This is a genomic window from Vibrio sp. OPT41 (assembly GCF_015163595.1).
Taxonomy (GTDB): Bacteria; Pseudomonadota; Gammaproteobacteria; order Enterobacterales; family Vibrionaceae; genus Vibrio; species Vibrio alginolyticus.
In genome coordinates this window covers 264225-288509 of sequence record NZ_JADDYH010000014.1, presented here as the reverse complement: position 1 = coordinate 288509, position 24285 = coordinate 264225, and the positions used below count along the sequence as shown (strand labels likewise).

The following is a 24285-nucleotide window of genomic DNA, read 5'->3' as shown; positions in this document are numbered from 1 at the left end:
CAGAGTGATATCCAATTATAAAATCGTATGCATTGCCAATCAGTTTTTACTCATATTAAAGATGAAGACTCAGCGATAAAAACGCTCAGGTCCGAATTGACACAACAGAACTTGTCTTACGTGATGTGTTACTACACGGAAGAATACAATTTCGAGTTGATTCGAGAAGCGTTTCTTGCGCATTTTCCTGGTGTGCCTTTTCATGGCGCCAGTTCATGTCAAGCCGTAATGACAGATCAGGGCTTTCATACAGGACCAGTAATTGCGGCACTTGCTGTTTATGATACAGGTCCTCATGCTTATGGTACTGGTATTTCTAATCACAACTCAGGTGACAGCGTCACCAAGGCTTTGGATATGGCCCTTGAGAACGCAAACCGTGTAGGAGAGGTACCAAACTTAATTCTACTTCATGCTACACCAGGGCAAGAGGAATCAATCATTGCGTCTATAGATGAAAGATTTGGAACTCTAATTCCAATTATTGGTGGTTCGGCCGCTGATAATAACATCGCTGGGAAATGGTCTGTGATAACCGCCCAAGGCTCTCAAACTTCAGGTTTAAGCTTAACTCTCTTTTACTCCTCTCAACCTGTTGATATCGCTTTTAGCGCTGGGCATACACCAACTAATATCAAAGGTGTTGCAACCAAGACCAACGATAGATGCTTACTTGAAATTGATAATGAACCTGCGCTCAATGTTTATAGAAGGTGGACAAATCACCAGGATAACCAAGTAGGTAAAGATAATATGCTGTTTACAAACTCGAGTGCTTATCCATTAGGGCGGATCGCAGGTCATCTCTATGATCGCCCATATTACAAGTTATCCCATCCGATCCGTGAGACGCCAGATGGTGGAATCGAGTTGTTTACACGAATAGAAGAGGGTGACGAGCTCACATTAATGAAAGGAAGTCGTGAGCATCTCGTTGCGCGCGCTGCAAAAGTCGTCAATGCCGCTTTTAACCAAAAATTAGAAGAGTCTCGAAAAATTGGAGTGATAAATATCTTTTGCGCAGGTCCCATGTTGCACTTAATGCAAGACATGAATAGCGTTTGTGAACAAATTAACCAAGAACTAGAACATTTGCCTTTTATTTGCCCTTTTACTTTCGGCGAGCAAGGTAGATTTATTGGTGGTGAGAATGGACATGGAAACCTGATGATCTCATCGGCTATATTCCATAAACCTTATGAAAGATAAATACTTAGACATATATCAACAGGAAGCGCTTCAAGAAGCGTTAGTTGAGCTAAAGCAGGCTAGACAAAGAGAACGACTACTCGCCGATGAAAACAAGGCCATTCTTTCCGCGATATCTGCGATGAGTGAGGCAAAGAATCGGCATGAGATATTTACGGGATTAAACAATGTCCTCAAAAAGTACATCAACTTCGATGATTTTATTGTACTGACTCGCGATGGTGAGCGATATCCCTTCAGGACATTGATATCAACTAATAGCGTATTTGACAATGTATCCTGGTTACACGGTAACACCTATCAAAGAGCTCTCAATGGTGAATGCATTCTACTGTTCGAGCCAGATAAACTCGCTGAGTTTGTTAACTTAAACAGCTTTATAAAAAGCCATGTAAACTCGGTCGTTTTAACTGGTATACGTTCAGAAGTAACGCAAACCGTAATCCTACTTATTGGAGCTCAGAAAGGGCACTTTAGCATAGAGAATAAGGAAACCTTGAGGCGGTTTCGTCCCTTAATTGAAAGGGCGGTCATTGATATCGAGACCAAAGAGAAGTTACAACGTATCGTTGAGGTAAGAACAACTCAGCTCGCTAAAGCAAGAGAAGAAGCAGAGCTTGCGAACCGCTCTAAGTCGGAGTTCTTAGCGATGATGAGCCATGAAATAAGAACCCCTTTAAATTCCGTTCTTGGAGTGCTAGATATACTGAAGCAATCAACCTTGTCAGAAGAACAAATTGATGCTTTGAGCCAAATGGAGTGCTCTGCAGAGTTACTTCTCGCGATAATCAGTGACATTCTTGATCTTTCTAAAATCGAGTCAGGTCGCTTTCAGCTCAATGAACAATGGATTAACTTAAGAGACACTGTCACTTTTGTTATTTCTCAGCAAAAACAAATCGCTAAGAAGAAAAATCTTAAATTCAAGCTCAACTGTACTGTCACTAATGACAAACAATTTTGGATTGACTCCACGCGGTTATCTCAAATTCTGTTTAATCTAATAGGGAATGCAATAAAGTTTACAGACGAAGGTGAAGTAAAAGTTTCTGTATCTGAGCAAGATGCTGAACTTGTGATCTCAATATCTGACACTGGAATTGGTATATCTAAAGCAAAGCAAGAGCACTTGTTTACGGCATTTCATCAAGGAGACCGTTCCATCACGAGACGCTTCGGTGGTACAGGACTGGGGCTCGCAATAACCAAGCATTTAGTTGAAATGATGCGTGGCAAGATTGCCGTTAAAAGTGATGAGCATGTTGGTTCAACCTTTACGATTTCGATTCCAGTTTTGACTCGTTGCAATCAAAATCGTCCAGTTAGAATCGAAACCAATCAACCGACAAAAGCAATGGAACTTCTCGTCGTAGAAGATACCGAGTCGAATCAGTTCGTAATAAAGCTTATCTTAAATAAGCTTGGCCATAATGTTCATATCGCAAGCCATGGAGCAGAGGCATTAACATTTTTAGAGGAGAATGAGGATTTAATCGATTTGATTCTCATGGATGTCTCGATGCCAGTGATGGATGGAATTACCGCAACAAGACTTATTCGAGATAAAGGCCTCAAGACTCCAATTATAGCGTTAACTGCACATGCGCTAGAAAGCGATAGAGATAAATGCCTGGATGCCGGGATGGACGGATTCATTTCCAAGCCTGTTAGAAGACAAGATATATTTGAAGCTATACGGTCATTTCAATAAGTAAAAAGGCGTTAATATAGATCTTAACAATCGATAGATTATTAAGATCTATATTAAGTATTTTATGGTAAATAACCATTATGTTTAATGCTAAAGCCCTTAAATTTAAAATCTGCAAGGGAATAGGAGCATACTCAGACAACATTTAGCGTACAGCAATATACAATTTAACATAATATACATAATGCGTACCAAGGGGTGGGGTCTCAAAGCAATAATGTCCGGTTTTAGCTACTTTAAAATGTCCTCCTAAGATTAACAACATTGTTTGCTTTTGAGGCTTTAACCGAGGTTCCTGTGGACTTGCAATCGCTAGTTTGGTTTGTGGTTATGCTTACGAAGCAAATCAAATCTCTTATTGAAAATTGATGCGCGCTTAGTCCTCGACTTACTTTACTGGTGTGTTCTTCCTTAAACACCTGAGAATCAATATATCTATGATGGTGACGGCCAACTCACTGAGTTCGCCATTCAATGTCATAACTACTTTAACGAACTCAAACGCGCTGCTGAGCAAAAAGCCTTTCATGCTCGTCTCGTACAACAGCAAAAATCAGCTAAACGCTCTACACGAACTCAGTTCACTCGCTCTTAATCAAGGCGTTCTGAAACATTTATAAGCCTGTGGTTATATGGAGGCGAATGTACTTTTCGGGGTATTTGTAACGATAGCGTTTTCCTTTCTTCAAGTTGGACTTAACGTACCTACACACTTTTTGGTCACCACTACTCGTTACTCTTTTTATTACTGCGTTTTTACTTTTGTGCTCCATTTCTATCATGACGTCACAATAACCTTGATAGTCATCAAACTTATTGTCTACTTTCTTTTGAAGCTTAGTCTTAATCTTTTTAGCCAACAGGTTCGTTTCTGAATCGTCAGCAAAAACTGAAGTACTTGCAAAGATCAGTATCATTAAAGTTACAACGTATCTCATCGTTTTGGTCCGTTTATGTTGTTGATTGTTCGATGATAAGTAATTTTTCTGTAGATACGAAAATGGGACGCCACATTGCGTCCCATTTAACATGATGAAGTAACTGATATGTAATTAAGCGCGCTTCTTGCCTTTGTTTGCTTTGAAGCCCTGATGCGGAAAAACGTTACGAATCCTCTGTTGAACTTTTTTGGGAACGCTTTTGGAAAAGCTTAAGCGCATTCCTGTCCGTTGGCTATACACCTTCATTTCACCAGTAAACGGGTTATGCTCACTAATATCCTGTAAGTTGTGTTTGAAAGAAGGAGGTAGATGCCCTTTTACGTTACTAATATGGCCATTATCGAACTTTACTTTTAACACCGGCCTATCGACTGCGATCAACCAAAAGATCACGATGGCTGCAATTAAGATTACATATAACATTTGGCACTCCCTATCCTAGCTAGATAGCAATTTACTCAAATCCTCTTTAATTGAGGTAACTTTTTGACTCGCTTTTTCACTTCTCGACGCTTCGGAAAGCAAATATTCAATTGCGTCAGATAACGTACAACCAAGTTCATTCGCTCTACTAGAAAGCTTTTCCCAAACTCGGTAATCTAAATCAATGGATTTCTTCTTTGTATGGACTTGCTCTGCATTGAAGTGACGTTTCCGTTTCGCTCGGATAGCCTGCTTGAGTTTATTATCTAACTCTTCTGACATGTGGTTTTCTATCCAAGCCAAGACAAGTGTAGGCTCGTGTTCAAGGCGTTTTAGTTCTGCGACCGCTGCATCTGCTTCGCTTGTATCAATATGTCGGGTAATCGCTTCACCATCTTTCCATTTTTTGATGAGATACTTCCATTTCCACCCACATTCTAGATTCTCAAGCTGCTGATATTTCATTTGTTCCGACCCATAAACATAACCTAGTGACAGTGTAACCCAGATGGTTTACTTGGGCAAATAAAACTCTTAGAAGTATCGATGTTGATCACTCATTTGTCTAAGTATTGTTCATTGAGAGTTGAATGCCGTGAGCAAACCAAATTGGTGCTAGGGTGTTATAGTCCGTTTCGTTATAATGTCGGCAAGATTGAATTACGATGAATTTTAATGAACCAACTTAATTGGCAAGACGTAACACCTTCACTTGAGCAGTACGAAGCACTTTTAAAGTCTGCACCTTCGTTACCAAAGAAGTCTTTTACTGAGCTCCAACCGAGAATGTCGGCAACGATATCTCGTTTTTCAAAAATTTCTGGATTGACGCGAGTACTACTCATTAACTGCGTAGATAATTCTGTCTATAGAGAGTTCATCAGTAAAGCTCTTCAGAGCCAGTCTAACGCTGCGATTGTTTTGTCGGAATCACTTGATGCCAAACGCTTATTTGACCGTTACAGTGTCGATTTAAGTGGTGATATTGCCTTCCAACCTGGCTTAATTTCACAGGCAGATAGCGGTTACTTAATTGTACCGGCTAATCTAATTTTGGCTAACCTAGGACTTTGGCCAAATATAAAGTCTGCAATTCAACAAAACCTTATCGAGCCACTGAACCTAAGCCCTACTCGTTTACCTACTTCAGTACCGCAAGCTAAAGCTTATGATGTAAAACTGATTGTAACAGGAGAAAGAAGTCAGTTAGCAGAGCTAGAATACATCGATGACGACTTCTGTTCTGGCTTTGCCATGTATACGGAAGTTGAAGAAGATATTCATCTGTCAGAGCAGAATTTGACAGATTACTTTGGTTTAGTGAACTGGATATGTTCTCAATATCAGCTGCCTCACTTAACTGAATGTGGTTTTAGAAGATTGTTGCTAGCCGGTATGAGATTTACTGAAGATCAACATTATCTGCCTTTAGGAGTAATGTGGCACTCTCAACTTCTAACGCTTGCCAGCCAGTTCAGTGATGGTCACGCATTAGATTACAAGTCGTTAGATAAAGCGATTGACGACAAGTATTACCGAGAATCTTACCTTCCTCAGCGTGCCGTGTACGATATTTTAGATGGACAAGTCATCATTGAGACAACTGGGGAACAAGTTGGTCAAATCAATGGCCTAACCGTTATTGATATGGCTGGGCACCCTGTCAGCTATGGTGAGCCTGCACGAATATCTTGTGTAATTCATTTTGGTGATGGCGATGTTTCCGATGTTGAGCGCAAAGCTGAACTTGGAGGCAATCTACATGCAAAAGGCATGATGATTATGCAAGCTTTCTTGAGCTCTGCTCTGAAACTGGATGAACCACTGCCTTACTCTGCCTCCATCGTATTTGAACAGTCTTATAGTGAAGTTGATGGTGACAGCGCATCTCTTGCAGAACTTTGTTGCTTGGTGAGTGCTTTATCTGAATCTCCAATTAATCAACAAGTTGCGGTTACAGGGGCTGTTGATCAGTTTGGTCGAGTGCAAGCCGTCGGTGGCTTGAACGAAAAAATTGAAGGTTTTTATCAGGTTTGTAAACATCAAGGTTTTACAGGAAATCAAGGTGTTGTGATGCCAAAATCAAACCTTAAACACCTTGCATTACATAAAGATGTAATAGAAAGCATTAAAAATGGTGATTTCCATATTTGGTCCGTTTCTACCGTAGATGAAGCTATTCCGATTGTAATGAATAAACCTTTTAGAGGTGAAGACGATAGCATTATTGGCAAAATAGCGGAACGTATTGAAAACTTTGAAAGACATGAGCATCCAGAAGGAATTGTGCAGCGCATCAAAAACTGGTTTGTCTAGTACTGATCGGAGTTGTTTAGCGTACACGTGTTCACTAAGATGCAGCTATCAAAAATTGGAGTAATTGATAATGCAAAACAAACGTGATTCTTATAACCGTGACGATCTACTTGCTTCTAGTCAAGGCGAACTGTTTGGGCCTGGTTACCCTCAGCTTCCTGCGCCAAACATGTTAATGATGGATCGTGTTACTAAAATGTCTGAGACTGAAGGCGATTTTGGTAAAGGTTTGATCTTGGCGGAATTGGATATTACTCCAGATTTGTGGTTCTTTGACTGCCACTTCCCTGGCGACCCTGTAATGCCGGGTTGTCTTGGCCTTGATGCGATGTGGCAACTTGTTGGTTTCTTCCTTGGCTGGGTTGGTGGCAAAGGAAAAGGTCGTGCTCTGGGTGTTGGCGAAGTGAAGTTTACAGGTCAGATCTTGCCAACAGCGAAAAAAGTGACGTACGAAATCCACATGAAACGCGTTGTAAACCGTAAACTTGTGATGGGTTTGGCTGACGGTCATGTATGTGTAGACGGCAAAGAAATCTACGTAGCAAAAGATTTGAAAGTTGGCTTGTTCCAAGACACTTCAAGCTTCTAATCACGGTTTTAATTGATTTATTAAGGCTCCTATTTAGGAGCCTTTTTGTTATCGAGTGTTAACCTACTTCCCTATGTACCTATAATGTAGAAAAGGCTCCGTAGAGCCCTTTCGAATCCTTCTTTTTTGTATGTGGAGAGTTTATTTGTAGAGACCAGATTGTCTTTCATCTCTGGCATCACGCCAACCACCTAACCAATACGACCGAGCATCAACTTGTTGATATGGGCAAGCCTCTTGAGACCTTCCATTCAATCCAGCTTTGTAGCCTTGAGATTGAGCTCGTTCTAGGCGATCACGCTTTTGTCTCTTCATAGTTAATTCCTCATACAGGTCCATTTACTAACGTACAGCTGTTATTGTGAAACTTTGATGGAGTTTTTATGACTCCACTTATAAGAATCGATCAAAGTAGGCAATTTCTCAAGGCATAAAAAAAGCAGAGACTCAAATGTGTGAGCCTCTGCTTGATTTAAAAATTACTGACGATTTTTAACTATTTTCTACGGAACCCAAACAATCCAAGCATGGTCAAAGCTAACCAACTAAGGCCTGCACCTTGACGCTCTGTCGTCGTTGAGTCAATGCTTCGAGATACGATGTCGTCCTTAGTTGCGTCAGCAATAGGTACTAGTTTGACTGCTACAATTTGCTCTTCAGAGCTACATGTCGCATTGTTTGCTGTTGTACTATAACCACCTGCACATTTCATAGCAGTACCAGAGATCACACCTGCATCATTGATATCAGTTGCGTCGATAATACGGAACTGATTGTTTTGTTCAGAGTAATCACCGCCGTTAGTCAAACTGTCTAGGAACCAAGCTTTTCCATTGAATAATGTTGCAGCACGTTCACTAGTCTCGCCACCTACGCTATATGGATAGATAAAACCGCGCTTACGACGTGGCTTGCCATCGTCTTCACGAGTCGTTTCCGCATCAAGTTGCCCGACGATTTCATTGTAAGAGTTGATACCGCCCATCTTACCGCCCGCACCGCTAAAGAAAATGCCAGTAGTTGGGTAAAAAGCGCTAATAGAATCCTTACGAACATCATCTACGATAAAGAGACGATTCGGAGCAGAGCCCGTTGGCATTAAGTATCCGCCCGAACGTTTTGCTTCACCAATAGCAACAAAATTAGAGTTAACGTCGGTTAATCGTGAGTTTGTATGAACCGTATCATCACCCTCGCGCTGTCTAGCTCCTACAACAACTTTGTTTTTCCAAGTTGCGTTTTCAACGCTACCTTCGGCTTCTAGAGTTCCGACAAAAACAGTCGCATTCAGGTAGTTATCATCACTGTAAGTGTTGTAACCTACGCCATAGACCGTAGTTCCATCAGTGACAAGGTCACGCATGCTCCCTTGAGCTAACCTTTCTCCATCTTTAGATGTGCCACTAGGCCAAGCCAATTCACTGACGGTTCCGCTTTGATCCCAAATCGCTGCTTTTGATGTGTGGTGAGATCCATTGGTATTGCTTGCTGTTCGAGAAACACTGCCAACAGTAAAATTGCCGTCTGTGCTCCAAGCATGGCTTTGCACAACACTTGCGTCACCATCGCCAGTAAGAATATTTGGCTCTACTGGTGCAACTACGGTATTTCGTGTTTCTAATGTAGAAGTATTTTCTGTGCTAACTTTACTCTGATTACCGACAGCTGCACCACCCTCGGTAAGCTGGTTGATAACATTGTTATATTCATTTTTATAAGCAGCAGAATCTTCTTCTATGAACGCTAACGCATTAGAAGTAAAGTCTTTACTACGTTCTTTATTCCACGGCGTCCAGTTTACTGAAGCCCATGAGTCACAGGTGGAATAGCGAAGCTGGTTGTAACAGTAACGCTCAAAGTCTTTGAGTTCTTGGATGTAATAAAAGCCAGCGTCTAATCCGAATGGGATTTCTTCACGATAGCTGTTCCCATCCACGGCTTGTGTCGCTGAAATCGGCGTAGTGCGAGTTTCCATTGCAAGTTTAAACTGCTCTGGCGTGCAGTTTGCTGCTGCATCAAAGCAGCCTAAAGCGAAAGGTGAACCTGTTGAAGGATCTGTACCTGCATCGCCCTGTTGAATTGCAACCCCGTAAGCCGTTTGGTAGTCACCGTTTGAACCATGATCCTGAGGTGAAACCTCAACAACTTGATACAATGCCGCCTGTGCGTTCATTGTGGTACCAACCATCATTGCAATGGCGGTCAATTTGAATTTATTACTACAATTCATTGAATTCTTAACTATCCTGTTGCATTGCTTCGAGTTCTTCCCATCTCTCGAATGCGATTTCCAACTCCTGCTCTAGTGCAGCAAGCTGTTCCAATACCGGCTGAGTTTGCTCTACAGGTTTAGCAAAGAACTCTGGATCGTTCACTTGCTCCTGAAGGCTCTCGATATCCGACTCTAATTGTTCAAGTTTAGCTGGTAGAGCCTCTAATTCTCTTTGCAGCTTATACGATAACTTCTTCGAATTGTTCTTAGGTTGCGTAGTTTTGGGAGTTTCCTCAACCACTTTCTCTTTCTTCGTTGGTTTTTCAACCTGACTGCGCGAAGCAAGAACTTGGTCACGCTGCTGTTTAGCATCACGATAACCACCAACGAACTCTTCGATTATACCGTTACCCTCAAAAATCCAGCTGGTTGTTACTGTGTTGTCTACGAACTCACGGTCGTGACTCACTAACAATAATGTACCCTGATAATTGGCAAGCATTTCTTCTAAAAGTTCCAACGTTTCGATATCCAAATCGTTAGTTGGTTCATCAAGAATAAGTAAGTTGTTTGGTTTCAACAAGATACGGGCTAGCAATAATCGGTTTTTCTCACCACCGGAAAGTGCCTTAACCGGGGTTCTGGCGCGCTTAGGTGCAAATAAGAAGTCTTGGAGATAACTCAGCGCATGACGCTGACGTCCCCCAACCATTACTTCTTGTTTCCCATCCGCTAAGTTATCGATCACTGTCTTTTCTGGATCCAAAATCTCTCGGTACTGATCAAAGTACGCGACTTCTAATTTTGTTCCGCAGTGTAAACGACCAGACTGCGCTTCCAATTGCCCTAGTAGCAATTTAAGTACCGTACTCTTACCGCAGCCATTTGGTCCGATAAGTGCAATACGGTCACCACGCATGATGTTAAAGCTAAAGTCGTCGACAATTGTCTTGCCTTCGTAAGCAAAAGATACATTTTCTGCTTCAAATACAATCTTACCTGAACGAGAAGCATCATCGATGTTTAGGTTAACTTTACCTTGAACTTCACGACGGTCACGACGCTCTTCACGAAGTTTTTTAAGGGCTCGAACACGGCCTTCATTACGAGTACGACGTGCTTTAATGCCTTGACGAATCCACACTTCTTCCTGAGCTAGTTTCTTATCGAACTCAGCATTTTGCATTTCTTCGACGCGAAGCATTTCTTCTTTGTCATTCAAATACTGTTCGTAATTACCAGGGAAAGAAGCTAATTGACCGCGATCTAAGTCAACGATGCGTGTCGCCATCGACTTGATGAATGCACGGTCGTGAGAAATAAAGATGATCGAGCCTTTGAAGTCTTTTAAGAAGTTCTCTAACCATTCGATCGTTGTCACATCGAGATGGTTTGTTGGCTCATCAAGAAGCAATACATCAGGATCACAAACCAGCGCACGAGCTAAAGCAGCTTTACGTTGCCAGCCACCGGATAGATCGGTCAGTTTGGTTTCTGGGCTTAGTTTTAAAGCGCCAAGTACGTTCTTAACACGGTCATCAAAGCGCCAAGCGTTAGAATGATCAAGTTGCTCTTGAACTTTCGCCAAACGGTTAATGTTCTTCTCACTTGGGTCTTGAGCAACAAGATCGAGAAGATCGTGATAGATCTTCAATTGTTCGCCGATTTCAGCCAAACCGCCAGATACGTATTCGTAAACCGTACCCTCTTGATTGCGCGGTGGATCTTGTTCAAGCCGAGAAACTACTACGTCTTGAGTTATTTGAATCTTGCCATCATCCAACAAAATGTCGCCGGCAAGCACTTTCATTAACGTGGACTTACCTGCTCCGTTACGACCAACTAAACAAACGCGTTCGTTTTCTTGAAGAGCGAACTCCGCTTTGTCTAGCAATGGGTGGTCACCAAATGCAAGTTGTGCGTTATGAATGGTAAGTAATGCCATTATTATCCAACCAATGTGTGAGTTGTTCTAAGTCAAACGGCCAGTTCAACTCAGAATCTTGATATTTTAATACGGGTATTGTGACGCCGTAACGAGAAAATAGTACATCATCGAACGCAATATCAATGATATCTGTTTGCTCGGCCAAACCGACTTGGTCTACTAGAGCAAATGCCATCTCACAAAGATGGCATCCCTCCGTGCTATACAATATCAGCACGTATTAATCCTTTTGTTTATACTACGCGTGCGTTACTAGCCAACAGTTATGAATCTGTTTATTACGCGCAAAATCTAATGGTAACGTTTGAGAAGAAATATTCTGAGCCTTCAAACCCAATTCAGCGAGTGATTCTTCATCCATCTTGAAGTGACGTTTGTTATTTGAAAATACGATTGTGCCTTCACTTCTCAGTAAACGTTTGAGGTTCTTCATTAGCTTAATGTGGTCACGTTGTACATCGAATGATGTTTCCATACGCTTAGAGTTAGAGAACGTAGGTGGGTCAATAAAGATCAAGTCGTACTCACCTTTTGCGTTTTCTAGCCATTGCAAACAGTCCGCTTGTTCATATTTATGTTGGCGCCCTACACAGCCATTAAGCTGCATATTGTCTTTCGCCCAGTTCAAGTAGGTGTTTGACATATCGACAGTTGTAGTGGAACGCGCACCACCAACTGCAGCGTGCACTGTTGCACTACCAGTGTAAGCAAACAAGTTAAGGAAATCTTTACCCTGTGCCATTTCGCCAAGACGACGACGAGTGATCTTATGATCCAAGAACAGGCCTGTGTCTAGGTAGTCATGAAGGTTCACGATCAGCTTCACACCGTACTCGTTTACTTCGAGCGTCTCTGATACCTGACCTAATTTTTGGTACTGGCTTCGACCTTTCTGCTTCTCACGAACTTTCAGTACAACTTTGTTCGCTTCGACACCGGTCACCTGAATCGTCGCACGGATAATGTCCGTTAGACGACGCTTGGCTTTTTCTTCAGGGATGTTCTTAGGTGCTGCGTACTCTTGAATCACAATTTGATCGCCGTACACGTCGATCGCTACGTTGTATTCTGGAAGGTCTGCATCGTAGATACGATAGCAGTCTAGTTTCTCTTTACGCGCCCACTTGCCAATCTTGCCAATGTTTTTCTTCAAACGGTTTGAGAAGTCTGGTGCGATTTGAACGTTAGTATCTGCACCTTTCACTTCATCAGCGCTGCGCTCGGCAATGCTGTAGTTCTTTTGGTGACACGGTAACGCACCATTGTTCAATTTAAACTGTTTATCAGCGCGCATACGAAGGCAACTCAAGAGCTCGTCTGAGCTAGAGAAGATAGATGCTTTACATCCGCCAAACTCAGATTTTAGCTGTCCACCGAATGCGGTATAGAGCGCAATCAGCCCCGGCTCAGTTCCTAGACGCTCACCGTAAGGTGGGTTTGAAACGATAACACCGTGTTCAAATCCTGCGGGACGAGTAATAGTTGCAGCATCACCTTGCGCAAACTCAATCAACTCTTCAACACCTGCTCTGCGGGCGTTTTCTTGAGCGACTTTTAATACTTTGGGGTCGTTATCGAATCCAAAAAACTTAGCGTCAACTTTCTTGACACCTCGTCTAGCTTGAACATTAGCCTCTGATTTAATCTCAGCCCAGGTCTCCGGTTCAAAGTCTTCCAAAACTTCGAAGCCCCATTGTTTGCGCTTAACGCCAGGTGCCATGTTGGCTGCCATCATTGCCGCTTCAATAAGCAAAGTACCAGAACCACACATTGGATCGAGTAATGGTTGATGCCCATCCCAGCCACAACGCATGATAATCGCAGAAGCAAGCGTTTCACGTAATGGCGCACGACCCGATTCTGGTCGATAACCACGCTGATGAAGACCACTACCTACCATGTCTACCCCAAGCAACGCTTTATCTTTATGCAAACGAACGTGAATACGAATATCTGGGCGTTCTTTGCTGATATTAGGACGTGGCAAGCCTTTATTCTCAAAGCAATCTACGATGCCATCTTTGACCTTCATAGCCCCGTATTGGCTATTTCTAATCTCACGGTTTGTGCCGTTAAAGTCCACAACAAAGCGTTTAGAGCTATGAAATTGGTTAACCCAGTTAATAGTGGAAGTGGATAGATACAAGTCCATGTCGTTGTTACACGTGAACTCAGATAAAACACGTACAAATCGAGACGCTAAACGGCTCCACAAACAACAGCGATAAACCTGTTCGTTTGTCGCTTTAAATTTTACGCCTGCCTGTACTGGTTTCGCATTTTCAATGCCTAGTTTAGTCAGTTCTTCAACAAGCAAATTTTCCATGCCATTTGAAGTTACCGCGAGATATTGATTCATAGTGTTCTTTCGCTGATAAAAAATGGCTTCAATTATACCTGACTTTACGATCAATGCCTCGTTTTTAAAGGTATTTTCCCACCCGTTAGTTCAAATCATCACCACTCAAATGATCTAAAACTTTCAACATCTTTAGTTTGAATGTTTTTCATTCATGAACGTATTTTGTTTCCTTTAGAAGAAGTGAATACTTATTTACGCTCATTTTGGTATATACCAGTGTGGATTGATTGATGTAAATTACTTACAAATACCCTTTATAGGGGAATAAATAGGGTTGTTTTAGGCGCTAGGTTGCCTAGTTAAAGGAGTAATCAAATTGAAATAAGTAAAATAAAAGTGACCAGCTTCATGTTTGCATGCATAGAAAACAAACAGTTTCATGGTATTTCGGATTGGAGTGTCAGAGGAAAGGACAAAAAAAATCGACCCACTAAGGTCGATTAAGGCAAACAAAGGAACGAAATAAAGAAAAATTAAACAGCTTTAACCCACCATTGCCATAGGGGTCATTGCAAAGAGGTGGTTTGCACAAGCCATGCGATCATGCATTACTTTAATCGGCTGCCCAAATTGAAGCGCCTTATTGCCATCAAGAACAAAGGCTTCTTGGTTAACATAAGCACATAAGCTCGATGTTTCGCCTGGTTCTAGAACGATGAACATACCATCAGAATATTGATTTGTGAGAAAGACCATGTCCCCTTCTTGAGGTTCATAATCAGAGGACTGTGCATCGAAGAACCAGCTCTTAGGCTGTACAGGTTTATGAAAACGCTTTGCAGCAACACAATACAGTGTTAATTCAGCTTGGCGATATTCACTGATATCGAGACAGCGAATGCGCTCATTAAACGTTTGAAATGCGCTGGCGTCATCAACGGTAAATTCACTGTTTGAGAAGGCACAGTTAACCAACAATTTTCGGGATAGATTGGTTTGGAAAATCATTTCCTCCCCCAGATCCAGCATTAAGCAAGCTTTTTGCTCGTCAAAATACCAATTCCATTTGTCGCTGGGTTTAAGCATTATTCCGTTCTCTCTTGACTAGTTAAATCAGTGGTAAAGAGGTAAGACGCTTAATTACCTACTCGTGATTTTTAAATTCTACAAACGAACGGATAAAAAAAAAGAGGAAACAAAGTCCTCTTTTTTATGTAACAGGTACTGATTTTTCAGTAGTTTTTGATGTATATGTTAAAGATTCTTAACGATATCACGTACGAGACCTGGGCCGTGGTAAATAAAGCCAGTGTAGACTTGAACAAGTTTAGCGCCTGCCATGATCTTTTCTTTGGCTGCAACATAGGAATCTACACCACCAACACCGATAATTGGAAGTTTGTCTCCAAGCTCTTCATGAAGCTTACGTACGACCTCCGTAGAGCGTGATTGCACAGGGCGACCACTCAAGCCACCTGCCTCATTGGCGTGTTTCATCCCTTCTACGATCGTGCGATCCAAAGTTGTGTTAGTCGCGATCACACCATCTATATTGTTTTTCAATAAAGAATCGCAGATTTGGCAGATTTCATCGTCACTTAAATCTGGCGCTATCTTTAATGCTAACGGGACATACTTGTTGTACTTCTCTGATAACTCCGCTTGTTTCGCTTTTAATTCGGAAAGCAGTTCATCAAGCGCTTCACCATATTGAAGTGAACGAAGACCTGGAGTGTTTGGCGATGAGATGTTTACTGCAATATAGCCAGCATACTCATACACTTTTTCCATACAAATCAGGTAGTCCTCTGCCCCTTTTTCAATTGGCGTATCTTTATTTTTACCGATATTAATTCCGAGAACACAATTGAATTTTGCTCGTTTAACATTCTCGATCAAATTATCAACGCCTAGGTTATTAAAGCCCATGCGGTTGATGATCCCCTCTGCTTCCACTAAACGGAATAAGCGTGGTTTATCATTACCTGGTTGTGGTCGTGGCGTTACAGTGCCGACTTCGACAAAGCCAAAGCCCATGGCATCAAATGCTTCAATACATTCGCCGTTTTTATCTAAACCAGCCGCAAGACCAACAGGGTTACGGAATGTTAGACCCATACACTCAACTGGACGAGTTGGTAACTGTTGGCGGTAAAAGAGATCAAGTGGTGTGCCGTTAAAGCGTTGGAAGTTCTTGATTGCAAGATCATGTGCCTTCTCGGCATCGAGTTGGAAAAAGCCAGTTCTGGCTAGACGGTAAAGCATTGTGCCTCCGAAAGAAAAAAGCCCCGTATAAACGGGACAATATTATTTACCGTTTTTCATCGTAATTCAATGAAAATGAACGTAATAAGTAAAAACCTATATCTTTATAAGATTTTCAAATATAAAACAAACAATTACAATCAAGTTTCTGCGATAAAAATCGTAACTAACCGCTTAAAAGCAATCGATTTCACTCTGTTTTAATTTCAACTCAATGTGACAATGTAACTATTTTCTTTCCAAATGTGAATAATAGATAATAAAAAGCCCCGTTAAATAACGAGGCTTTTACTTATGACTTGATTATTCCACTACTCTTTCGATGAGCAGTTGAGGTTTAAAAGTACTAGCTCTCGAAGTGCTACAGAGAACTTAGCAAATTCGTGTACTGAGCCAACTTTGAACTCGTTTAAGATACTCTCCCAGCGGTGCAACGATTGCTCGTTAGTTTCAATCCAATCTTCTAACGCAGCCATCACGTCAAGCTCTTCGGTTGAGCAGCCACAAGTCAGTACCTGAGCGGTAAGTTGACGTTGTTGCCAGTCCAGATCTTCACGGAATGCCGCTCTTGCAAGTGCTTGCCAGTTGTTATCAACGGCTTGGCTATTAATTTGCTTCAAGAACCAATGCAACGATAAACGGTCACCCAAGTTAAAGTAGAGTTTCGATGCTTGCTCAACCGTTTTACCTGTTTCACTTGCTACTGATGAAATATCCAGTGCAGATTGTAAGCTTGATAAGCGGGCAACTTGGTGAGCGAGTTTCTCTTCAACCCCTTTCTCTATCCAACCTTGAGCCAACTCATTGTGTTCTTCAACTTCAGACTCAACTAACATAGTGTCTAGGGTTTCAGTGATAACATTGACATCTTGCTTGTAGATAGCAATCAACTCACCGACCGTGCATTTGCCGCTACGGTTACGAAGCAACCAGCGTGCAATTCGACGCAGTGCTCGGCGCACGTAAAACATAATTTCGTATTGAGCTTGCGCTGTCGCAACGTTATCAAGTTTGCGAGTTTGCTTGAGGATTTCTTCTAAATCAAAGATTTCTCTAGCCGCACTGTAAGCGTTGGCAATATCGACAACACTTGCACCAGTTTCTTCTTGCAAACGAGTAACGAAGTTACAGCCCATTTCATTAACCATCTGGTTAGCCAATGCTGTAGCGATAATTTCAGCTCGCAGTGGGTGATTAACCATTTGATCTTTATAGTTACGTCGTAACGCACTTGGGAAATATTCAACAAGTTGTTTTGCATGGAATTCATCATTTGCGATTTCATCCGTAACAAGTTGCTGTTTAAGTACCATTTTACCGTAGGCAACTAACACTGATAGCTCAGGGCGAGTCAGACCTAGTCCCTGTTTTTCACGCTCGATTAGCGTTTCATCATCAGGAATGTATTCGAGAGCACGGTCCAAGTACCCTGCTTTCTCCATAGTGTGGATGAATCGAATTTGCTCCTTAACAATGCCAACACCTTGCTGTTCAGTAACAGAGATCGACTCCGACTGACGGTAAGCATCATCCAAGACAATTTCACCCACTTCGTCTTCCATAGACTCTAGAATTTGGTTACGTTGCTTAACCGTAAGATCGCCATTTGAAACCAGTCCATTGAGGAAGATCTTGATGTTGACTTCATTATCCGAACAGTCAACGCCACCTACGTTATCAACGAAGTCCGTGTTCACTCGACCGCCAGTTAGTGCGTATTCGATACGACCAAGCTGAGTCATACCCAAGTTACCACCTTCGCCAACCACTTTGGCTCTTAAGTCACGGCCGTCAATGCGCAGCATGTCGTTAGCACGGTCACCAACATCTGTATGAGTTTCTGTCGATGATTTAACGTAAGTGCCGATACCACCGTTCCAAAGAAGATCGACTTTCATTTTCAAGATCATCTTTATCAGATCGTTAGGCGCTAAAGATGCTTTCTTCGTACCTAACATTTTCTGAATTTCTGGCGTCAACTGGATCGATTTTGATCGACGAGAGAAGATGCCACCACCTTGAGAGATCAAGTCTTTGTTGTAATCTTCCCAGCTTGATCTTGGCAAATTAAACAAGCGGTTACGCTCTTCCCAGCTGCTGGCTGAATCTGGATTTGGATCAATAAAGATGTGCATGTGGTTAAACGCAGCTTGCAATCGAATATGCTTCGATAACAGCATACCGTTACCGAACACGTCACCTGCCATATCACCTACACCGATTGCAGTAAAATCAGTGGTCTGACAGTTGATGCCCATTTCACGGAAGTGACGTTTAACAGATTCCCAACCACCTTTTGCGGTGATTCCCATTGCTTTGTGATCGTAACCGTTTGAACCACCTGAAGCGAATGCGTCACCTAGCCAGAAGTTGTATTCTGCAGAAACAGAGTTTGCCAAATCTGAGAAGGTTGCTGTGCCTTTATCGGCAGCCACTACTAGATATGGGTCATCTTCATCGTGACGAACAACGTTTTGTGGTGGTACCACCTCTCCTTCAATGATGTTATCTGACACATCAAGCAGTGCACGGATAAAGCGTTTGTAACAACGCTGACCTTCCGCAAAAATTTCATCACGACTGGTGAGAGATGGCTGGCGTTTACAAACGAAGCCGCCTTTTGCACCCACTGGTACAATTACAGTGTTCTTAACCTGTTGCGCTTTCACTAAGCCAAGAATCTCCGTACGGAAGTCTTCTTGACGATCTGACCAACGCAAACCACCACGAGCCACTTTTCCACCACGAAGGTGAACACCTTCAATATCTGGTGCGTAAACAAAGATCTCGAATGCAGGTACAGGCTGCGGAATCTCAGGAATATCGCTTGGCTTCATTTTCAAAGATAACCAAGGCTTAGGCTGCTTATTCTCGTCTACTTGGTAGTAGTTGGTACGAAGCGTCGCCATGATCATTTCGATATAACGACGAATAATACGATCATCATCCAAGCTCTCTACACGATCCAACTGCTCTGTTAGCTTTTTAATTAGATCGTTTTGGCCTTTCTCGCTGCCTTTGTGTTTCGGATCAAATCGCTTGGTGAACAGCTTGACTAGACCTGTCGCTAAGTCTGGGTAGTGGCTTAGCGTGTCTTCGATGTACTGCTGACTGAATGGGAAGCCGACTTGGCGCATGTATCGTGCGTAAGCGCGAAGAATGGAAATCTCACGGCCAGATAAAGACGCACCTAATAACAATCGGTTGAAACCATCACTTTCAAGATTACCCGCCCAAATGGCAGCAAATGCTTGTTGGAAACGATCACGAGCTTCACGAAGGTCAACGGTTTTCTCGCTCTTATGCAGCATAGAGAAGTCAAGGATCCAGAAGGTCTGACCGTTGTTTTTCTCGATCTCATATGGCGATTCGCCAATCACACGCAAACCAAGGTTTTCCAACATCGGCATTACGTCAGAAAGGTGAATTGGTTCATCGCGATGATATAACTTTAAGCGGACAGCTTTGGAATCTGCTCCCTCTTCTTGAGGTCGGTAGAACAACATACCAAGTTTATTATCATCACTTAACGCTTCTAAGCGCTCGATATCTGCAACCGCAGAACCTGGCATCATGTCCTCTTTGTATGAGCGAGGGAACGCACTCATATATTCTTTTGAAAGAGGAAGGCCTTTACTTTCACCAAAGTTAGCAATGATGGATTCTTTTAGTCTGTCATCCCAAGAGGTAGAAACTTCCATTAGATTTTGCTCGATCTTTTTCACGTCTACGTCAATGTTGTTATTGTCTACACGAACAATGTAATGTGTTCTCGCTAGTGGGCTTTCTGAGAAGTACGTTGTAAATTCAACCTCTTGCTCGCAACCAAAGTACTGCTTAAGAATGCGTTGAGTTTGACGACGCAATTCTGTGTTGTAACGATCTTTAGTGACATAAACCATGCAACTGAAGAAACGACCAAATGGGTCTTTACGAACAAACAAACGCAGCAAGTCACGATCTTGCATTTGTACAACGCCCATTCCCACCTCAAGCAGCTCTTCTTCATTAGCTTGAAGCAACTCGTCGCGTGGGTAGTTTTCTAAGATATTGTGCAATGCTTTGTATGAGTATGATCCGTGACGGTATCCACTTGCTTCAAGGATACGGTCAACTTTTTCGCGGATCAAAGGAATACTTTGTACCGCTTGGTTGTAAACGGCGGAGGTATATAAACCAGTAAAGCGATGCTCACCTATTACTTTACCGTTTTCATCAAACTTCTTAATACCGATGTAATCAGTATAAGCCGGACGATGGATACGAGATGCTTTGTTACCTTTGGTGATGATCAGAGCGTATGGTTTTTTCGCTTCTAATCGCGCTGAATCTGATAATTCAGAGAGCTTGACGCTACGCACGCGTTTGTCATCAGCAAACAGACCTAGTCCTTTTTCTTTAGCAGGAACAAGTTCGGTATCACCATTGACCTCTTTTAAGTCATAATCTTTATAACCCATAAAGGTAAAGTTATGATCTTCTAGCCAACGAAGAAATGCGATCGTTTCATCCATACGATCAGTTTGGATAGAAACACGATCTTTATTTTTCTCAAGTTCATCAGTAACAAACTTAAGCTTATCAACCATCTGCTTCCAGTCATCAACGACTAAGCGAGTATCAGATAGAATTCTTAACAGCTCTTCTTTAAGCGCTTGCATCTCGTCTTTACTAGTAAGGCGGTCTACCTCTATGTGGAAAAGTGATTGAAGAACACCACCCTCACCGTTTACGTCTGTAACTTGGCTTTTTTTATCACGCTGAATCTGTGTTGGGTTATTCAACATTAGGTGACAAACAAGATCCAAACGTGCTAAAGCCATTTTGACTGAGTCCACTAAGAATGGACTATCTGGAACAACAATTTCTACGATTGTGTGTGTGGATTGCCAGCCTTGACGACTTACGGTCGGGTTAAATACTCGAACCGAAATCTCTTCTGGTTTTTTTTCATTGATATGGTGCCAAAGGCTAACGACAGCACCATAAAGGTCGGATTCGTTTCGCTGAATTAGATCATCATCAGCAATGTTACTGAATAAGTGTTGAGCAAGTTTAGTTACAAGCGTTTGGTGAGAAAGCTCGAGTTTGTCTTGAATCAGTTGGTAAACCTTTTCAAGCAGAACCGGCACTACATTTTCACGCGCGGTCATATTCACACTCCACATTAGAATTGTTGTTTTGTAGGGGGACTTAGTAGCTAGGTTGTTACCTTAGAAACTAAGCATAGGTAATGCATGTGCCCATTGTAAAAGCATAATTACAAATGTTTAACAACTAATCGTAGTGGTAAGAGGTGAAATGTCCGATTCTGTGACTAAGATTCCTATTTAACTCTCTGCAAATACAATACATCACAGAGTTTCTAACTTAAGAAACTTATTATTTTGGTCAGTTGTTAGTCTAAACTGGCCTCTAACGCCCAATTGACTAAGAAATGGTCTAAATCTCGCGGCGGGTAACTGCAAACGCAAACCGTTGTGTGTGACAACTTGAACAACACTTGCCGCACCAGAATAATGAGATAAAAACGTTTGATATGAAATGTTGAGATTGAAGTAGTAATAGTTCATGAAGTGAAAACTAAGTGACATAAACAAATAAGGTGGCCTTAATGACCACCCTATTGTGTTGTTTACTATTCGTCTAGTGCTTTAGTCACTTTTTCGAATAGATCTTTAGCAAGATTATCCATTGCTTTGAGCTTTTCAAGTTCTGCACGAATCATTGCTTGGCGAGCTTCATCGTATTTACGGAACTTAAGCAAAGGATCAATCATTCGAGAAGCTACTTGTGGGTTCGAATCATTTAGTTGGCGAAGAATTTCACCGGCAAACTGGTAACCTACACCGGATTTATCATGGAAACGTACAGGGTTCGCACTTAAGAACGAGCCAATTAAGCTGCGCGTACGGTTCGGATTTTTCAAACTAAATGCTTCGTGGTTCATGGTTGCTTTTACTTTTTCAAGAGCATCCTCTGCAGGATTGCTACCTTGCAGTGCAAACCACTTATCCATAACCAAACCATCGTGCTTCCATTTATCGCTGTAATCAGCCATAAGTGCTTCACGACACTCGAGCTGAGCGTTATTTGCAGCACTCATCGCAGCAATCGTATCTGTCATGTTATTTGCAGATGCGTATTGTGCGTTGACTAAATCATTACCTTTTTCCGTATATGCTAGGTACTGAAGGCAACGGTTACGTAAAGCACGCTTGCCAATTGCAGCATGGTCGATCGTATACTCTGTTTGCTTAAGCGTGTGATAAGTCGCACTTAGCTCATCTTCTAATTCCTTAGAAAGTGACACTGTAATGCTATTTAGCACTTTGTCTACGGCATCGATATCAATTTGCTGGTACCAACCAGTAATCTCATTGATTGAAGGCATAGAGAAAACTTGAGCACAGAAAGCTGGCTCAAGCGTTTCATCCAACAGCACACCGCGGAAAGCATCTATCACACCTTCAGAAAGTGATACTTCTTGTCCCGCTTGAACATTTTTCACATTCTGACGAATGTATTTAGCCAATAGCATTTGGCTAGCGTCCCATCGAGCAAAATCGTTCGTTGCGTGCTTCATCAAGAAGACTAACTCGTCATCGCTGTAATCGTATTCTAATTTGACTGGTGCCGAGAATTCACGCAACAAAGATGGCACTGGCTGTTCTTCGACATTTTCAAATACGAACGTTTGCTTATCTTGTTTAATATCCAGCACGTTATGAACAGATTCACCGTTAATCACCAGTGGGATAACTCGACCTTTCGAATCATACAACTCGATATCGAACGGAATATGCAGCGCTTGTTTTTCTGCTTGGTCTTGCGTCGGCTCCGTAAATTGCTCTACCGTTAGTGCGTAAGTTTTTGCATCAGCGTTGTATTCGCTATTTACGCGTAGCGTTGGTGTACCCGATTGGCTGTACCACAAACGGAACTGTTTTAAATCAACACCGGTGGCATCTTCCATTGCAGAAACAAAGTCTTCACACGTCGCGGCGGTACCATCGTGACGTTCAAAATAAAGTTTCATTCCTTTTTGGAAGCCCTCTTCGCCAAGGAGTGTATGGTACATGCGAATAACTTCGCTGCCCTTTTCATACACCGTTAGCGTGTAGAAGTTATTCATCTCAATGACTTTGTCAGGACGAATCGGGTGAGACATTGGGCTTGCATCTTCCGCAAATTGAGGACCACGAATAATACGTACGTTATCAATACGGTTATCAGCACGAGAGCCTAAGTCAGAAGAGAATTCTTGGTCACGGAATACGGTTAAGCCTTCTTTTAGACTTAGTTGGAACCAGTCACGACAAGTGACACGGTTTCCAGTCCAATTGTGGAAGTACTCATGACCGATCACAGCTTCGATGCCTAAATAATCACGATCTGTCGCAGTTTGATCGTTCGCCAGCACATATTTTGAGTTAAAAATGTTCAAGCCTTTGTTTTCCATTGCACCCATGTTGAAGAAATCAACAGCAACGATCATGTAAATATCCAGATCGTATTCCAGGCCAAAGCGTTCCTCATCCCACTTCATCGAGTTGATCAAAGATGTCATCGCATGGCCTGCACGATCTAGGTTACCTTTATCAACAAAGATTTCTAAATCAACACTGCGACCTGACATCGTTGTATATTTGTCACGCAATACATCAAAGTCGCCTGCAACAAGGGCGAACAAGTAAGCTGGTTTTGGATGCGGATCCTGCCATTGAACCCAATGACGACCGTTCTCTGCATCACCTTCTGCAATTCGGTTACCATTGCTCAGCAAATATGGGTAAGCCGCTTTATCTGCGATCACTTTTGTTGTGTATTTTGCTAGAACATCCGGACGGTCTAGATAGTACGTGATACGGCGGAAGCCCTCAGCCTCACACTGAGTACAAAATGCGCCGCCTGATTTGTACAAACCTTCGAGTGCTGTATTCGCTTCAGGATCAATTTTGGTGACGATTTCAAGTTCAAACTCGGATGGAAGATCGGTCAGTACCAGCGATGACTCCTTCACCTCGTGATGAGCCCAATCCTCACCATTTACTTTTACAGCGCGTAGCTCAAGCCCTTCGCCATCGAGTTCTAGCGTTGTTGTATCGCCTTTTTGAGCAACTTTTGATACCGCCGTAACGATTGTGTCATTGTCATATAGATCAAAAGTAAGATCGATATCAGTAATCGCATGAGATGGCTCTTTATAATCTTTACGATATTTGGCCAGGGGAGCTTGAGACATGAGCATAAATCCTTGTATGTCGAACAACAAAAATACCAGACTGCATGATCAAAAATGCATTTCTGGTATCACTATATAAGCTATTTGTAGGGGTTGTGGTATCAGAATACAAGTCTTTCCATCA

At 42.2% G+C, this 24285-nt stretch carries 17 protein-coding genes; 4 read left to right on the top strand and 13 right to left on the bottom strand.

Annotation, left to right across the window (positions count from 1 at the left end; all coding sequences use genetic code 11):
- The first annotated feature begins 27 nt into the window (after positions 1-27).
- Both IQP38_RS04935 and IQP38_RS04930 read left to right on the top strand, forming a co-directional pair.
- Positions 28-1209, top strand: a complete 1182-nt coding sequence (locus IQP38_RS04935) for an FIST signal transduction protein (protein WP_017634895.1) — start codon at positions 28-30, stop codon at positions 1207-1209.
- Complete coding sequence (locus IQP38_RS04930) at positions 1199-2920, top strand: ATP-binding protein (protein ID WP_017634894.1); 1722 nt, start codon at positions 1199-1201, stop codon at positions 2918-2920. Before IQP38_RS04935 ends, IQP38_RS04930 begins: the two co-directional genes overlap by 11 nt.
- 614 nt (positions 2921-3534) lie before the next feature.
- On the opposite strand, the gene IQP38_RS04925 is transcribed toward IQP38_RS04930, so the two are convergent.
- The 3 genes from IQP38_RS04925 to matP all read right to left on the bottom strand — a co-directional run bounded on the left by IQP38_RS04925 (position 3535) and on the right by matP (position 4749).
- Positions 3535-3858, bottom strand: coding sequence for a hypothetical protein (locus tag IQP38_RS04925; RefSeq protein ID WP_017634287.1), 324 nt, complete (start codon positions 3856-3858; stop codon positions 3535-3537).
- Between the two features lie 114 nt (positions 3859-3972).
- Entirely contained in the window at positions 3973-4284 is a 312-nt protein-coding gene (locus IQP38_RS04920; protein ID WP_017634286.1) for a DUF3634 family protein, read from the bottom strand.
- A gap of 15 nt (positions 4285-4299) precedes the next feature.
- Entirely contained in the window at positions 4300-4749 is a 450-nt protein-coding gene (gene matP / locus IQP38_RS04915; protein ID WP_005396497.1) for a macrodomain Ter protein MatP, read from the bottom strand.
- 210 nt (positions 4750-4959) lie between these two features.
- On the opposite strand from matP, the gene IQP38_RS04910 reads away from it, so the two are divergent.
- Complete coding sequence (locus tag IQP38_RS04910; protein ID WP_193837368.1) at positions 4960-6600, top strand: S16 family serine protease; 1641 nt, start codon at positions 4960-4962, stop codon at positions 6598-6600.
- 70 nt (positions 6601-6670) lie between these two features.
- Entirely contained in the window at positions 6671-7189 is a 519-nt protein-coding gene (fabA, locus tag IQP38_RS04905) for a bifunctional 3-hydroxydecanoyl-ACP dehydratase/trans-2-decenoyl-ACP isomerase (RefSeq protein ID WP_193837367.1), read from the top strand.
- 141 nt (positions 7190-7330) lie between these two features.
- Here the strand turns inward: fabA and rmf are convergent, their stop codons facing one another.
- From rmf to pepN, 10 genes are all read right to left on the bottom strand, one after another.
- Positions 7331-7504: a ribosome modulation factor gene (gene rmf / locus IQP38_RS04900; protein WP_005377453.1), complete on the bottom strand. Its 174-nt coding sequence runs from the start codon at positions 7502-7504 to the stop codon at positions 7331-7333.
- A gap of 181 nt (positions 7505-7685) precedes the next feature.
- A complete protein-coding gene (locus IQP38_RS04895) occupies positions 7686-9419 on the bottom strand; it encodes a DUF3466 family protein (protein WP_193837366.1) in 1734 nt (577 codons plus the stop codon).
- Positions 9420-9426: 7 nt separating this feature from the next.
- On the bottom strand, positions 9427-11346 hold the full coding sequence (locus IQP38_RS04890) for an ABC transporter ATP-binding protein (protein WP_193837365.1): 1920 nt from the start codon (positions 11344-11346) through the stop codon (positions 9427-9429).
- Positions 11324-11566 carry a glutaredoxin family protein gene (locus tag IQP38_RS04885; RefSeq protein WP_017821808.1) on the bottom strand — a complete coding sequence of 81 codons (243 nt, stop codon included), beginning with the start codon at positions 11564-11566 and terminating at the stop codon, positions 11324-11326. The genes IQP38_RS04890 and IQP38_RS04885 overlap by 23 nt, the downstream gene beginning before the upstream one ends.
- Before the next feature lie 21 nt (positions 11567-11587).
- Entirely contained in the window at positions 11588-13708 is a 2121-nt protein-coding gene (gene rlmKL / locus IQP38_RS04880; RefSeq protein ID WP_053350765.1) for a bifunctional 23S rRNA (guanine(2069)-N(7))-methyltransferase RlmK/23S rRNA (guanine(2445)-N(2))-methyltransferase RlmL, read from the bottom strand.
- Positions 13709-14194: 486 nt separating this feature from the next.
- Entirely contained in the window at positions 14195-14737 is a 543-nt protein-coding gene (locus tag IQP38_RS04875) for a cell division protein ZapC (RefSeq protein ID WP_005377444.1), read from the bottom strand.
- Between the two features lie 168 nt (positions 14738-14905).
- Complete coding sequence (gene pyrD, locus IQP38_RS04870) at positions 14906-15916, bottom strand: quinone-dependent dihydroorotate dehydrogenase (protein ID WP_017634281.1); 1011 nt, start codon at positions 15914-15916, stop codon at positions 14906-14908.
- Between the two features lie 311 nt (positions 15917-16227).
- Positions 16228-21069 (bottom strand): NAD-glutamate dehydrogenase, encoded by a 4842-nt coding sequence (locus IQP38_RS04865; RefSeq protein ID WP_193837364.1) that lies wholly within the window; start codon positions 21067-21069, stop codon positions 16228-16230.
- 201 nt (positions 21070-21270) lie between these two features.
- A complete protein-coding gene (locus IQP38_RS04860) occupies positions 21271-21489 on the bottom strand; it encodes a DUF2835 domain-containing protein (RefSeq protein ID WP_005377440.1) in 219 nt (72 codons plus the stop codon).
- Between the two features lie 65 nt (positions 21490-21554).
- Positions 21555-24161 (bottom strand): aminopeptidase N, encoded by a 2607-nt coding sequence (gene pepN / locus IQP38_RS04855; RefSeq protein ID WP_193837363.1) that lies wholly within the window; start codon positions 24159-24161, stop codon positions 21555-21557.
- Positions 24162-24285 lie beyond the last annotated feature (124 nt).

Coding starts and splice junctions, on each gene's coding strand:
- rlmKL (WP_053350765.1), bottom strand. CDS start 13,708: ATGAATCAATATCTCGCGGTAACTTCAAATGGCATGGAAAATTTGCTT.
- IQP38_RS04935 (WP_017634895.1), top strand. CDS start 28: ATGCATTGCCAATCAGTTTTTACTCATATTAAAGATGAAGACTCAGCG.
- pyrD (WP_017634281.1), bottom strand. CDS start 15,916: ATGCTTTACCGTCTAGCCAGAACTGGCTTTTTCCAACTCGATGCCGAG.
- rmf (WP_005377453.1), bottom strand. CDS start 7,504: ATGAAGAGACAAAAGCGTGATCGCCTAGAACGAGCTCAATCTCAAGGC.
- IQP38_RS04890 (WP_193837365.1), bottom strand. CDS start 11,346: ATGGCATTACTTACCATTCATAACGCACAACTTGCATTTGGTGACCAC.
- IQP38_RS04920 (WP_017634286.1), bottom strand. CDS start 4,284: ATGTTATATGTAATCTTAATTGCAGCCATCGTGATCTTTTGGTTGATC.
- IQP38_RS04930 (WP_017634894.1), top strand. CDS start 1,199: ATGAAAGATAAATACTTAGACATATATCAACAGGAAGCGCTTCAAGAA.
- IQP38_RS04865 (WP_193837364.1), bottom strand. CDS start 21,069: ATGACCGCGCGTGAAAATGTAGTGCCGGTTCTGCTTGAAAAGGTTTAC.
- IQP38_RS04875 (WP_005377444.1), bottom strand. CDS start 14,737: ATGCTTAAACCCAGCGACAAATGGAATTGGTATTTTGACGAGCAAAAA.
- matP (WP_005396497.1), bottom strand. CDS start 4,749: ATGAAATATCAGCAGCTTGAGAATCTAGAATGTGGGTGGAAATGGAAG.
- IQP38_RS04910 (WP_193837368.1), top strand. CDS start 4,960: ATGAACCAACTTAATTGGCAAGACGTAACACCTTCACTTGAGCAGTAC.
- IQP38_RS04860 (WP_005377440.1), bottom strand. CDS start 21,489: ATGAACTATTACTACTTCAATCTCAACATTTCATATCAAACGTTTTTA.
- IQP38_RS04895 (WP_193837366.1), bottom strand. CDS start 9,419: ATGAATTGTAGTAATAAATTCAAATTGACCGCCATTGCAATGATGGTT.
- IQP38_RS04925 (WP_017634287.1), bottom strand. CDS start 3,858: ATGAGATACGTTGTAACTTTAATGATACTGATCTTTGCAAGTACTTCA.
- pepN (WP_193837363.1), bottom strand. CDS start 24,161: ATGTCTCAAGCTCCCCTGGCCAAATATCGTAAAGATTATAAAGAGCCA.
- fabA (WP_193837367.1), top strand. CDS start 6,671: ATGCAAAACAAACGTGATTCTTATAACCGTGACGATCTACTTGCTTCT.